Below are 13,021 nucleotides of genomic sequence, written 5' to 3' on the forward strand. Positions count from 1 at the left end.
ATAGTTTTTACAAGTAAGAAATTTAGTGAAAAAAACGAAGGTAAAGTGCAACAAGATAATTAACGATAATAATGAGAAAATATATTTTTCAAAATAATAGGGTCTGCGTAAAATCTTATGTAAATCAACCAAACTATACACAATAACAGCTGAATAAAATACAAAAGTGAAACCGCAAGCTTTGAATACAGTTCTGGAAATGTCGTTTCCAAATTTGTCATACGCTTTATTTTCTTTCCTAAATTATACTCTGTTCACCCCTGGTTAGTACTTCTGTATATTCATTTATTATTGGTAAATCAGGCGGACTAATATTGGAGGGAATTTCGGTCAAATTGAAGAACTTTAATTCTCTCACTTCAATTTCATCACCTTTTAATACCCCACCATAATCCTTACATATGTAAGCCGTTACTACATTATATACTTCATCCCCATTAGGATATCTATAGTAAAAATCTTGTCCAGAGAAGACATTGAGCAAAGTTAAATTATTTGCAGTCAAACCTGTCTCTTCGAATAATTCTCTTTTAGCTGCATTTTCTAATGTTTCCCCTATCTCCAAAGAACCCCCAGGTAACCCCCAACAATTATTATCCCTCCGAAGCTGTAATAATAGTTACTACTATTTACAATGATTACACATGCACCAGCCATAATTAGGGGGCGACTACCAACTATTTTTCTTAAATCCATAATGTATCCCATACAATCCTCCAACATGAACGTGGTAATTCGATAATCCTGCTCAGTAGCTTGGTATCTCCAACATAAAGAAGCAATTATTTGGATAAACGCCCTTGATAGCTTATATGATTTATTTACAATTTGCCATTCTATGCAATTATCTCGCCTGAACAGGCCTTCAGTTTTTCCTTAGCAATTTCATTGCATGATCAAGATTATCAGTAAATAAGAAGGCTTAGCCAAATTTCTCATTCACTATTCCAAAAATAAGCGTTAATATCTAGAGCTCGTCTCTTAAACGTTAATTTATTAATACCTAATATGCCTTGCCTGGTGAGTATATTTTTTTAACAAGTTCAAACATCATTCCAACTCCCCTATAAATATTTGTTTAATTGCAAATCCTTGCTTAACTTTTGAAATTTAGTTTAATAAAAAGGGAGACCCCTCATTGAATCTTCTATTATCCAAAAACTCCAGAATAACATTCACAAATTTATCTGTTTCTTCTAAATCCGGGAAATGAGCACTTTTTTCAAATAAGATTAATTGACTGTTGGGTAGTTCTTTATGTATTAATGTAGATATCGGCAACCCTGTGTTCCGATCATAAACACCCGCAATTATTAAAGCCTTTTGCTTTATATATTTTATGCGAGATTCTAAAGGAGACCCATTACAACTATTCTGAATACAGCGCATCATTAACCCTGTATTGATTAACTTGCTTTCCTTCCAAAGTTGCCTGTTCTTATGTGCAATCCTTTTGTTCTCAAATAGGAAGGAATCAACAGTTTCAGTATCAACAAAGTTCCAAACCTTTTCATAAATATCTTCTAGAGAAAAATAATTCTGTAGGAACTCTGAAATATTTTTGCGAAGCTCGAAATTACCTACTGAAAAAAATCCTGCTATTTGAACCATCTTTTGAATTTCTGATCTCATCAAACTAGGGCCGGAAAGGATAATCTTATTTATTTCTTTAGGAAATGCATAAGAAAATTCAAGAGCAAGTTCTCCCCCGAACGAATGTCCCAATAGATCAACTTTTTCCACTCCTAGCCACCTTTTTAGCTCTTTGAAGTCCTCAATTAATAGCTCAATAGTGTAGTCATCATCTGAGGTTGGCTTATGAGTTCTACCACAACCTCGCTGCTCATAATAGACAATGGTTCTTGTTTTGGAAAGCAATGGACCTGCTGTTCTTTCAAAAGTGTAATGGTTTCCACCTGGACCACCGTGAATTATTATTAAAGGCACTGTATTATTTTCAATACCTTCAATTTTCACCCAATGCTTTATGCCGTTTAGTTCTATCATATATTCGCCGTTAATAAGTTTCATAAAAGGAATCCTACTCATCTAGATAAAATTTGGAATATAAGAAAGCTCATTTTTCTATTCTGCTTCGTTCTCCGCAATTCCTTCTAAAACTCCCCGTTGCTTAATAATTTCAACAAAAAGGACGTAATCTTTCTTGATTAACTCATTGTTTAGGACAATTCTTCAAATTTGGCACAATCAAACTCAAATATTAATTTGAATATACCTTGCAAGAATAATTAATGATACACTATTTGCTAGTTAGCTAACTAATTACTGAAAGAAGGGCAATATGTGAAAATTGATTTTCCAAGGATTTCTCCGGAGTTATCTTTAAGAAATTTTAACGATATTTTTTATGAAGAAGACCCGATACTCGAAATGTGTAAAATCGAAGGCTCTGCTTTTGAAAATGAAGCCTTAGATAGAGTCCGGCTATATAATTCCGTGATTAAGAATTGTAAATTCACGAATACAGACTTTAGTAATATTGATATGACAGATGTTTGTTTTGAGAATTGCGATTTATCAAATGTTAATTTAAGCAAATCTTCTGTTCATCGGGTCGAATTTAAAAACAGTAAGTTAATCGGTGTAAATTTTGTGGAATCTAGCATAGGGAATGTTAAATTCGAGAATTCAATATTAAACCTGGCGGGATTCGGCAATTCCAAGCTAGAAAAAGTGATCTTTGAAGAAGCTTCATTAAAAAGTGCAGATTTTTATGACTGTAAACTAAAAAAGGTTGAATTCCAAAAATGTAATCTTGATGGAGCAAACTTTGATCAAACGTCATTAAAAGGAATCGATATTAGTTCGTCTGCTTTTGATACACTTACGGTTTCTATTGAAAGCTTAAAGGCTGCAAGGTATCATCCTATCAGGCAATTCAGTTTGCAACGCTAATGGGATTGATTATTAAGGATTAACCTATCTGGATAAATTATTAACCGTTCTATAACAAAGTTGGAAATTTTAACAGTTGAAGAAACATACTGTGCTGCATCATCACAGTATGTTTCGGGTAGTCTATCGATTTAGCTGTTTAATAAACTCTCTCATGAATCCTGGCAGATCGGGCCAAGCATGACCAGATACGAGATTGCCCTCAACATGGAGAGTATTTTCAATATAGGTGGCACCTGCTGCTTCAACATCCGGTTTGCAGGCGATATAAGCTGTCAGCTCGCGGCCCTCTAAATACTGGCGGACCGTTGTTAACACAAGGCTGGCATGGCAAATGGCGCCAACCGGTTTATTCGCTTCAAAGAAGTGGGCGACAATTCTTGGGACGTTTTCATTTAAACGAATGTATTCCGGCGCTCTCCCCCAGGGATAATCAAGCCATCAAATTCCTCCGGATTGACTTCCTCAAAGGCTAACTGAGATTCAATTAGATATCCTTTGCTTTCGGTATACGTATCCCAGCCGATGAAGTCATGAACAACCGTTTGCAGCTTCTTTTTTGATGGTGCAGCAATTTTTACCTCATACCCTTCTTCTAAACAACGAAAGTAAGGATAGTAAATCTCCAATGCCTCGACTGCATCTCCAGCAATCATGAGTACTTTTTTAGACATATGTAATTCCTCCCCTCCATTTTTAGCAAACAATGTCTATCATCATAATATATTCTCTTTATTTTCCAAAATCCCCTTTATTTTTATCCTTGTAAGACAATTTTTCATAATATCGCAAAATTATTGGGCCAATGCTTTGGTATACTTTAGAAAAAGAACTTTGAATTGGGGGTTGTTATTATGCTAATCGGTCATATTAAAGAAATTGTCCGCCATCCGGTAAAATCTTTTTACGGTGAAAGTGTCCAAGAAACAAAAATCATGGAATATGGTCTGTACGGTGACCGCAGCCATGCTTTTTTAGACGAAACAAGAAAAGGAAAGTTTTTGACGATTACCCAATTTCCCGAAATGGCTCGCTATAAAGCTAGATTCGTTGGAGAAGAATTAGAGGATCAATATCCAAAGGTGGAAATCATTACACCTGAAGGGAAGATTGTTGAGTGGGGCGACGAGGAATTAACCCAAGAAATTAAAAATCAATCAGGCCGAAAAGTCTCTCTGATTACCTATCCCCCTACACATGTACCTTTAGGAGCAATTGAAGAAGAGCACATTCAACTGGTAACCGATGCTTCGGTCAAAAGATTGGAAGAAATGTGGGGAAAATCAGCGATTGATTATCGGCGTTTCCGGCCGAATATCCTGATTGACTTAGAGGAAAAGATTCCGTTTATCGAAGACACATGGTTCGGCAAACGAATGAGAATCGGAAAAGAAGTGGAAATCGAGCTAATAAGGCATTGTGAGCGGTGTATGATTATCACTGTTCATCCAGAAAGTGGCGAGAGAGATCGATCCTTGCTTAAAACAGTGGCAAAACAAAGAGATAATCATTTTGGTGTTTATGCGTCTGTGATAAAAACCGGGAAAATTCACGTTGGGGATGAAATCGTTCTTCAAGAATAAACTTGGACAGCAACATTTGCTATTCTTAGAGGTTATTTAGACCAACTTTATCCAGCCTCTAATGCAAATCACCCTTAAACATGCCAGCACCTATTATTGGATGCTGGCATGTTTCATCTGATAATTTTTATATTACCGCGTTCTATTCTTTTTTTGATGTAACGGAGCATGAGAAGTTTAAAAAACTTTCTGGTTGGCGGAAAAAGCAGAAAAAACCCGATAATATCAGTGATAAAACCAGGAGCTAACAGCAGGATGCCGCCAATTAAAATACAAATTCCATCTAAAACGGCACTGCCGGGAATTTGTCCATGCTGCAGCTGCTCTTGGGCCTTGCGAATCGTTTGCAGACCTTCTCGTTTCGCCAGATAGGCCCCAATGACCCCTGTTGCAATAATCAGCAATAAAGTGGCCCCGACGCCAATCGTTTTTCCTGATACCAGTAACACAGCAATCTCTGCTGCTGGAATGGCTATAAGCAATAGAATAAAATACCGCATACGAATGCTCCCTTTCGATCGGATTGATTCCATTATAGCGGCCTGGCCTATTAAAAGAAAGGAATTGTTCTCGATTAGTTCAACATTCTGCCTCTCCTCTTTTTCCATCAATCGTTTGATTAATACGACCTCCCCCGCTTTTACTAGCCTGCTTGGTCCCACACTCTCAAAATTAGCTATGATCAATAATGGTGGCATTACCCAAGGATGGCACATTTTGCAACCCCCAGGAAAATTTTTTCTTGACAGCGTCAAATGTATTAGTGTACTATTCAATTAGTACACTAATACATTCATATTGGAGGAACAACGAATGAATGCTTTTATCGGATTAGTGAAAAAAGACCTATCATTGATGAGATTTTGGTATCTGATGTGGCTTGCGTTCACGGTAATAGGCATGGGGGGAGGTTATGCCCTGACAGAGAAATTCGATCAACCAGATGGAGTTGTCCCTATTTTTGTGATGCTCGCTGGGATTCATATTTTTTTGATGCCTATCCTCTTACTGCATGTGTTAAGAATAGAAGGAAAAAATCAGATGTGGCTGTATAACCCGCAAAGCAGCCAGATGCTTTTATTTTCAAAAATCTGTGCTGCCCTGTTATTACAAATCGGAGCTCAAGTCCTTCTATCGCTGTACGGTCTTTTCGTTATGAGCGTTCTTGTAAATAATGATTTAATCACTCGCTTTAGCGAATTCCTCCCTGTCAAACAAGGGATTTACTTCGAAATGGCGATTTTATCGACTTCGATTTATATTTCCATGTGGGTAGTTTTCCTATGGACGTTCTATCATTCTTTAGGCAAATTTCCAAAGTTAAATCATTTCCGTGGACTTTTAGTTCTTTTGGTTTGGGTTGCCTATAACCTATTGGAAACTTTTCTTACTAAAATCCACGTTATTGAACATAATCTGTTTGCATTCGGGATCAATTTGCAAGTGGCACCGAAAGCGACCTACGATCCTAGCAAAAGCTGGAGAGTGGAATATATAGAGGCAGCATTACCGATCATCCCAATTTTGTATTATACGATATTGACGGTCAGTTTATTTTTTGCCGCCAGCTGGCTCCTCGAAAAGAAAGTTGAGGTGTAACGATGATGGCAAATCATTTTGAAACATCGAAACCAATTTATCTGCAAATTGTTGATACCATTTTTCAAACAATCGTCCGTGGGGAAATCAAGCCGGGAGAAAAGCTGCCATCTGTTAGAGAAATGGCGATTCAATCTGGAGTGAATCCTAATACGATTCAAAGATCATATGCGGAAATGGAAAGGATGGGAGTCGTGGAAACAAAACGGGGGCAGGGCACATTTGTCACTGAAAGAAAAACCATTGTCGACGAACTGAAGCAGACCATGCAAACCGAAGTGATTGGACAGTTTATCAAAAACATGGAGGAACTGGGCATTACCAAGCAGCAAATTATCGCCGCGCTGCAAGAGTATTTAAAAGAAGGTGAGGAAAAATGACAATCCGTTTCGAAAATGTGACCAAAAAATACGGTTCGGAGGCAGCCTTGGATCATGTAAACCTGCAGTTTCAGCCGGGGAAAATATACGGTCTGCTTGGGCCCAATGGCAGCGGGAAGTCGACAACATTAAAAATGATTACCGGTCTTGTTTATCCGAACAGTGGTACAATCACGGTTTTAGGACAACAGGTTACCCGAAAAATGTGTCATTCCGTCGCCTATTTAACGGAACTCGACATGTTTTATGATTCCTTTACCGTAGATAAGGTCGTTGCCTTTTACGCTTCACAATTTCCCGATTTCAATCTTGAAAAAGCGAATGAACTGCTGAAAGAGATGAATCTTTCCGGCGATAAAAAAATGAAACAATTGTCAAAAGGAAATCGCGGTCGTTTGAAGCTTGTACTCATTTTGGCAAGGGAGGCACCGATTCTCTTATTTGATGAGCCGCTATCCGGCTTAGATCCAATGGTGAGGGATTCGATTGTAAAAAGCCTGCTAACCTACATCCAGTTTGACAAACAAACCGTGGTGATTGCTACTCATGAAATGGATGAAATCGAAGCAATTTTGGATGAGGTAATGGTGATTTACAATGGCCGGATTGTTGGCAACGAAAATGTCGAACAACTTCGCGAACAGCAAGGCCTTTCCGTTTTGGAATGGTTTAAACAAACGATGGAACAAATGGGAGTGTGAGAAAGATGGATTCAGTAGTTGAGTTAAAACAGGTCACAAAAAAGATTCGCGGCAAAACGATTATTGACGACTTAAGCTTTACAGTCCAGGAAGGAGAGGTTTTTGGCTTCTTGGGACCGAACGGCGCCGGAAAAACGACGACCATCCGAATGATGGTTGGCTTAATCAACATCACTTCCGGTGAAATTACAATTTGCGGAAACAGTATTACGAAGGATTTTGAAAAGGCGATTAAACAAGTAGGAGCGATTGTAGAAAATCCTGAGCTATATAAATTTTTAACAGGCTATCAAAACCTGCAGCAAGCTGCCCGGATCATAAAAGGCGTTACCAAGGAAAGAATCGATGAAGCTGTGGCACTGGTCGGTTTAAGCGATCGGATCCATGATAAGGTTAAAACGTACTCCCTCGGGATGCGCCAAAGGCTCGGGATAGCACAAAGCCTGCTGCACAATCCGAAGGTGCTGATTCTTGATGAGCCGACCAATGGACTTGACCCGGCAGGAATTCGAGAGATCAGGGATTATCTGCGGAAGCTGGCTCAGGAAAAAAAACTTGCTGTCATTGTTTCCAGTCATTTGCTGGCGGAAATGGAAATGATGTGTGACAGGATTGCCATCATTCAAAAGGGCAAATTAATCAATGTCCAATCCGTAAGAAATGAAGTCGAGACGGATAAGAAAACTTATTTGTGCGATGTAAACAACCGGAAACAAGCCATTGCCTTATTGGCGAAGCATCATATTCAGGCAACCGAGCACACGGAAGGGATTCAGCTATTACTGGAAACGACTCAGGTTCCCGATGTATTAAAGATTCTCCTTCAGAATGACCTGCTTGTTTTTGAAATGAAAGTGATCAAAAAATCTCTCGAAGACAGATTTTTAGAAATTACCCAGGAGGAGGCAATAATGCATGCTTAAGCTGATTCAAAATGAATGGGTGAAAATTTGGAAACAAAAAAGTACTTTGTTGATGATGGTCTTGGTCATCCTCATGGTCTTTGCCGCAGGGGGCTTAATGAAATATTTTGACTCAAAAGAGCCCCCAGCCAAGTCCGATTGGAAGCAAGAACTGCAAGCGGAGAATAAGAACTTGAAACAAAATCTGGAGCAGATGGATATGGCTGCACCTTCGGCAATTGAATATCAGAAAAAACAAATTGCCATCAATGAATATCGGATTAAACATGATTTAGCTCCTGATCAGGAAAGAACTGTTTGGACATTTTTGCGAGACTCGACAGATTTCATTAGTTTTGCCGGTCTATTTGTGATTATTGTTGCAGCTGGTATAGTGGCACATGAATTTTCCTGGGGCACCATCAAAATATTGCTAATCAAGCCTTACAAAAGGTGGAAGGTTCTGCTGTCTAAATATCTTTCTGTAAATCTCTTCTTCTTGTTGATGCTTGCGGTCGTATTCGTGACCGCGGGAATTACCGGCTTTGTTCTTTTCGGCTCCGGAGAAGCAGCCAATAATGTGCATCTCGCATACGTAGACGGCAAAGTAGTAGAACAAAATCTCTTTTTCTATCTTGTAAAAACATATGCTTTAAATTCTCTCAGCGTCTATATGCTCGTCACCATGGCCTTTATGATTTCGGCTGTTTTCCGTAACAGCGGTTTGGCCATCGGGCTGTCCGTATTCCTGTTACTCATGGGCGGAACGATTACAAACCTGTTGGCGGCAAAATTTGATTGGGCAAAATACAGCCTGTTTGCCAACACTAACTTAATGCAGTATTTCGATGGGATTCCACTTGTCGAAGGCATGACAATGACCTTTTCCATCACAATGTTGTTGATTTACTTTGCCATTTTTCATCTGCTCGCCTTTGGGATTTTTACAAAACGGGATATTTCGGTTTAATTATAAATGGGTCCCCTTACCTAGAATTGGATTGAATAATGAAAATTAAAATTGCTGAAAAGGTGTATCAGAAAGCGCACTACTGCGCCTACTCGATACACCTTTTATACTTTGCTGTCATCCCGTCTGCATGGGTCAATTCAAGCGCCAATATTTTCTCCTTGCAGCTTATAGACCGGAAAGTGCTATTTTATCCGCCTTTGTTTTAGTATCCCTATGATCATGGGAATGAAGGTGCCAATAATCGCCACCGGTAAGAACCACACGCCAAAACCGCCACTCCATCCTAAAGCAATTGAAACAGATTCCAATTCGATGAGAGAAAGATTGACAAGGCAAATGTTTTTTAGTTGATTTACTAATTTTCGGCTGTGTAAATAAAATTGTTCTGCGTTAGATTCATTCAGTCTGCCAGGATAGTTATGGGCTTCGGGGAATTTTTCAAGCACGGTCATTAAAATAAGAATAAATGCCCCCACCAATGGAAGGATTAGAAGTTCCCATTTTGATCCCCAACGGTCCACCTCACCAACAGCATTATAATGTCCTGGCACTTGGTCCGGCAGCATTCCCCAAACAACAAGTAAAAGGATAATTGACCCAAAATAAAATGAATACCCAATTATATCCCAAATAATCTCACTCTTTGACTTTGGAATACGTATTTTGGGCCTTTCCCAATAATTTGCCAATTCGTCTTTCCTCCATTTACAACATGCTAAAATAACTGCATTGGTAGAAATGTTTTTATTCATAATTTACTGTGATACGACTCAAATCTTATCTCATCAATATCCCATTAGATATATTCGTTGACTCTTCCCAATTATCCTTTAAAAAAATCTTGTTTGTTTCTGTTCTTATTTTTTTCCAGCCTATCCAATTCCACCAAAGGACTATAAACGTTTAGGTTCAGAGCGAATACCCTTCATAAAGGCGACAAAATAATTCGAAAAAGCTGATAAAATTGTAATACTGGCAAGAAAACCGAGCGTAACATTTTATAGCGAATTCTATGGAAAAAGCGTCGAACTGTCTCATAGCGAGGTTCTACGGCATGAAAAAAATAGAGAAAATGTCCTTCATCCGTGGATTAGGAGAACCATTCATTTTCTATTAATCCTGTTATTGTTTATAATAGTAACCGAGGTGAGGAATATGGCACGTGAACGGAAATTTTCGACTGATGAATTGTTTCAAGCAACCAAGGCGTTGCTGCTGAGTCACGGCTATGAGGGATTTACCTTCAGTCTTTTAGCTGACAGCTTGAATGTCTCGCGCGGCGCATTATATAAATACTATGAAAATAAGGACGAACTGATTACAAACTACATCTTTTACGAAATGGATCAATATTTGCTTAAACTCAAACAAATCAACTTATATCAAGGGTTTGAAGCACAGCTTCAGTTTCTCCTCGACTTGATGTTTAGCTACTCTAATATTCAGAAACTGATTAAAATTGGTCAGCAGGTTCCAGGCCATCAGGATAAATTTAAAACAATTCATACAGATATGTACCGCTTTTTACAGGACTTTGTTGAATTGGGGAAAAAGGAAGGGAAACTGAAATGTCACCTTCCCAATAATTTGATTTTGGGATATATTTTTCAATCTGTTGCTATCCCCAATCATTCAGAAATCCCATATTCCCTTTGGGTCAGTTCCCTTAAAGAGATGATTTGTCACGGAATACTTTCAAACAATTAAATTGACACTTGCGTTACTTTAAAAGATAATGATAATGACTATAGTGTCAATTTTATTTTTGTCCAAAGTAACACTTGTGTTACTTTGAAACTTCTAAAGAAGGGAGTTACTAAAAAAGTGAAGAAAATCTTACAAACGGTTACCGATCGTGTTTCGAGCAAAAGGGGTATGTGGATAACGCTTGCTTCATGGTTTATCATCACCATGGTCCTTGCCGTTTTTGCACCAAGTGCCAAGGATTATGAAGTATCGACGATTGCTTCGCTCCCCGATGATGCCAAATCAGTGATTGCCCAGAAAAAGATGGATCAATACTTTCCTAACAATGAAGGAACACCGGCTATTTTGGTCTTTCAAGCCAAAAAAGGCGAAGTGAAGATTCAAGAACTTGGCAAAGTCTTGGAGAAAATAAAGGAAAAAAATATTAATGGAATTGATCAGATTATCCCGATCGCCTCCCTTCCACCGCAAGCAACAGCGGGCTTTTTTTCTAAGGATAAAACAACAGCCATCGTCCCCTTAACTTTCAACGCTTCACTCGAAAGTAAGGAAATCAGAGATTCCTTGGCGAAGGTTAAAGATATTGCTGCGGATACAACGGACTATAAATTATATGTAACCGGACCTGCGGGGATTGCCGCTGATACACTTGACCTGTTTTCACGTGCCGACCTCGTCCTGATTTTATCAACAGTCGGTTTAATTCTTATTTTATTAATTGTGATTTACCGGTCGCCATTATTAGCCTTGATTCCGCTCTTAGCAGCCGCTTTTGTCTATGAAGTGGTAAATCAGCTTCTGGGAATCATGGGAAAAGCGGGGCTTGTGTTAAGTAATCAGACATTGTCGATTATGTCGATTCTATTATTTGCCGCAACTATTGATTATTCCTTATTCGTCTTTTCGCGCTATCGGGAAGAGCTGACAAATCATGAAAGTAAGTTCCAGGCGATGAAGGAAGCAATGCGGGAAACAGGCATGCCGGTCTTCTTTTCGGGCGGAACGGTTTTAGCGGCGATGCTGGTGTTATTCTTTGCTCAATTTGGGGACTACCGGAACTTTGCTCCGACCTTTGCCACGACAATGGTTGTGATTATGGCAGCATCAATCACCCTTGTTCCGGCATTGTTCACCTTGTTTGGCAGAAAATCATTTTGGCCGAAAATACCTCATGTGGGGCAGGCCTATGCCAGTAAGCATGTATTTTGGGGAAAAATCGGCCGACTCGTGGCGAAAAAGCCTGGCCTTTCTGTCGTTGTGATTGGCATTTTCCTGTTAGTTTCAGCAAGCAATTTGTTTAATCTTAAATATGAATATGACACAATGAAATCTTTTCCAAAAGATATGCCTTCCCGTCAAGGCTATGAAATTTTAGCACAAAAGTTTGAGAGAGGAGATTTGGCTCCAACCACTGTGGTGTTTGAATCTAAAGATCCCGTTTCTAGCGAACAGCAGGAAAAATTAAGAGCCACGTTGGAGGCACAGCCGCTTGTCAGCAATGTCCGCTTAGGCGAGAAAACACATAATGATTCAGTGCTTTATTATAGTCTGACTTTTTCCGGAAACCCCTATGCGATTAAAACAATTGATGGGCTGGAACAAACAATTAACCATTCCAAACAGATTGTTGCGGACAGCGGCCTTCATGGTAAATTGTATTTTGCGGGCGAAACCGCCACTAAAGTGGATGACCGTATTGTCAATGACCGGGATGTCAAAGTCATTGTCACATTGGAGACGATTTTAATTTTTATCTTATTAATTGTTTTAACCAAATCAGTTAAAATGCCGATTTATATGATGGGCACGATTCTTGTTTCATTCTTTGCCGCATTAGGCTTGGGTACCTTCCTAAGCAATTTGTTTTTTGGAATTGATACAATCAGCGACCGCGTGCCGCTGTATGCCTTTGTCTTCCTTGTCGCCTTGGGAATTGACTACAATATCATGCTCGTCTCGAGGTTCCAGGAGGAAAGAGCAAAGCATACGATCAAAGAAGCGGTGGAAATCGCCGTTACCAATACAGGCGGGGTTATTTCCTCTGCCGGCTTGATTTTGGCGGCCACCTTTGCCGTATTAATGACCCAACCGATTCAATTATTGTTTGTCTTCGGCTTCATCGTCGCAGTCGGCATTCTGCTCGACACCTTCTTAATCAGAGGAATGTTACTGCCTGGATTGATTGTTCTATTAGAAAAAGATAAACAGGTTAGTGAGAGCAAATAATAGCAGTTGCCTTTACTGCCAGAAGCTCAATAAA

Annotated in this window: 11 protein-coding genes and 3 pseudogenes; 9 read left to right on the plus strand and 5 right to left on the minus strand. The window is 39.1% G+C overall.

The window, feature by feature from the left end:
* Positions 1 to 238 precede the first annotated feature (238 nt).
* A pseudogene (locus tag RCG24_RS15150) lies at positions 239 to 708 on the minus strand (NUDIX hydrolase).
* 402 nt (positions 709 to 1,110) lie between these two features.
* Positions 1,111 to 2,031: an alpha/beta fold hydrolase gene (locus tag RCG24_RS15155; protein WP_308077412.1), complete on the minus strand. Its 921-nt coding sequence runs from the start codon at positions 2,029 to 2,031 to the stop codon at positions 1,111 to 1,113.
* A 273-nt stretch (positions 2,032 to 2,304) separates the two neighbouring features.
* Here RCG24_RS15155 and RCG24_RS15160 point away from each other — a divergent pair.
* Positions 2,305 to 2,939: pseudogene (locus RCG24_RS15160) on the plus strand (pentapeptide repeat-containing protein).
* A 100-nt stretch (positions 2,940 to 3,039) separates the two neighbouring features.
* Here the strand turns inward: RCG24_RS15160 and RCG24_RS15165 are convergent.
* Positions 3,040 to 3,590 (minus strand): annotated as a pseudogene (locus RCG24_RS15165) (DJ-1/PfpI family protein).
* 180 nt (positions 3,591 to 3,770) lie between these two features.
* Between RCG24_RS15165 and RCG24_RS15170 the strand changes: the two are divergent.
* Positions 3,771 to 4,499: an MOSC domain-containing protein gene (locus RCG24_RS15170; protein ID WP_308077413.1), complete on the plus strand. Its 729-nt coding sequence runs from the start codon at positions 3,771 to 3,773 to the stop codon at positions 4,497 to 4,499.
* Between the two features lie 113 nt (positions 4,500 to 4,612).
* Here the strand turns inward: RCG24_RS15170 and RCG24_RS15175 are convergent, their stop codons facing one another.
* Positions 4,613 to 5,215, minus strand: coding sequence for an FxsA family protein (locus tag RCG24_RS15175; protein ID WP_306792918.1), 603 nt, complete (start codon positions 5,213 to 5,215; stop codon positions 4,613 to 4,615).
* Between the two features lie 97 nt (positions 5,216 to 5,312).
* Here RCG24_RS15175 and RCG24_RS15180 point away from each other — a divergent pair, with 97 nt between their 5' ends.
* Genes RCG24_RS15180 through RCG24_RS15200 form a run of 5 tightly spaced genes read left to right on the plus strand, consistent with a single transcriptional unit; the run spans position 5,313 to position 9,051 of the window.
* On the plus strand, positions 5,313 to 6,098 hold the full coding sequence (locus RCG24_RS15180) for a hypothetical protein (protein ID WP_308077414.1): 786 nt from the start codon (positions 5,313 to 5,315) through the stop codon (positions 6,096 to 6,098).
* A gap of 5 nt (positions 6,099 to 6,103) precedes the next feature.
* Positions 6,104 to 6,478, plus strand: a complete 375-nt coding sequence (locus tag RCG24_RS15185; protein WP_202653294.1) for a GntR family transcriptional regulator — start codon at positions 6,104 to 6,106, stop codon at positions 6,476 to 6,478.
* Positions 6,475 to 7,179, plus strand: a complete 705-nt coding sequence (locus RCG24_RS15190; RefSeq protein ID WP_202653275.1) for an ABC transporter ATP-binding protein — start codon at positions 6,475 to 6,477, stop codon at positions 7,177 to 7,179. The genes RCG24_RS15185 and RCG24_RS15190 overlap by 4 nt, the downstream gene beginning before the upstream one ends.
* A gap of 5 nt (positions 7,180 to 7,184) precedes the next feature.
* The gene (locus tag RCG24_RS15195) at positions 7,185 to 8,102 is read left to right on the plus strand and encodes an ABC transporter ATP-binding protein (RefSeq protein ID WP_202653274.1); all 918 of its coding nucleotides are present in this window, start codon (positions 7,185 to 7,187) and stop codon (positions 8,100 to 8,102) included.
* Positions 8,095 to 9,051 (plus strand): ABC transporter permease, encoded by a 957-nt coding sequence (locus tag RCG24_RS15200; RefSeq protein WP_202653273.1) that lies wholly within the window; start codon positions 8,095 to 8,097, stop codon positions 9,049 to 9,051. Before RCG24_RS15195 ends, RCG24_RS15200 begins: the two co-directional genes overlap by 8 nt.
* 185 nt (positions 9,052 to 9,236) lie before the next feature.
* Here the strand turns inward: RCG24_RS15200 and RCG24_RS15205 are convergent, their stop codons facing one another.
* Positions 9,237 to 9,743 carry a DUF1648 domain-containing protein gene (locus RCG24_RS15205; RefSeq protein ID WP_308077415.1) on the minus strand — a complete coding sequence of 169 codons (507 nt, stop codon included), beginning with the start codon at positions 9,741 to 9,743 and terminating at the stop codon, positions 9,237 to 9,239.
* A 466-nt stretch (positions 9,744 to 10,209) separates the two neighbouring features.
* Between RCG24_RS15205 and RCG24_RS15210 the strand changes: the two genes are divergently transcribed.
* Together RCG24_RS15210 and RCG24_RS15215 are read left to right on the plus strand one after the other, a co-directional pair.
* Positions 10,210 to 10,761 (plus strand): TetR/AcrR family transcriptional regulator, encoded by a 552-nt coding sequence (locus RCG24_RS15210; protein ID WP_202653271.1) that lies wholly within the window; start codon positions 10,210 to 10,212, stop codon positions 10,759 to 10,761.
* A gap of 117 nt (positions 10,762 to 10,878) precedes the next feature.
* A complete protein-coding gene (locus RCG24_RS15215; RefSeq protein ID WP_308077416.1) occupies positions 10,879 to 12,987 on the plus strand; it encodes an MMPL family transporter in 2,109 nt (702 codons plus the stop codon).
* Positions 12,988 to 13,021 lie beyond the last annotated feature (34 nt).

This window comes from Neobacillus sp. OS1-32, from assembly GCF_030915425.1.
In the GTDB taxonomy this organism is placed as follows: domain Bacteria; phylum Bacillota; class Bacilli; order Bacillales; family Cytobacillaceae; genus Neobacillus; species Neobacillus paridis.

Coding starts and splice junctions, on each gene's coding strand:
- RCG24_RS15180 (WP_308077414.1), top strand. CDS start 5,313: ATGAATGCTTTTATCGGATTAGTGAAAAAAGACCTATCATTGATGAGA.
- RCG24_RS15185 (WP_202653294.1), top strand. CDS start 6,104: ATGGCAAATCATTTTGAAACATCGAAACCAATTTATCTGCAAATTGTT.
- RCG24_RS15170 (WP_308077413.1), top strand. CDS start 3,771: ATGCTAATCGGTCATATTAAAGAAATTGTCCGCCATCCGGTAAAATCT.
- RCG24_RS15195 (WP_202653274.1), top strand. CDS start 7,185: ATGGATTCAGTAGTTGAGTTAAAACAGGTCACAAAAAAGATTCGCGGC.
- RCG24_RS15175 (WP_306792918.1), bottom strand. CDS start 5,215: ATGTGCCATCCTTGGGTAATGCCACCATTATTGATCATAGCTAATTTT.
- RCG24_RS15210 (WP_202653271.1), top strand. CDS start 10,210: ATGGCACGTGAACGGAAATTTTCGACTGATGAATTGTTTCAAGCAACC.
- RCG24_RS15200 (WP_202653273.1), top strand. CDS start 8,095: ATGCTTAAGCTGATTCAAAATGAATGGGTGAAAATTTGGAAACAAAAA.
- RCG24_RS15190 (WP_202653275.1), top strand. CDS start 6,475: ATGACAATCCGTTTCGAAAATGTGACCAAAAAATACGGTTCGGAGGCA.
- RCG24_RS15155 (WP_308077412.1), bottom strand. CDS start 2,031: ATGAAACTTATTAACGGCGAATATATGATAGAACTAAACGGCATAAAG.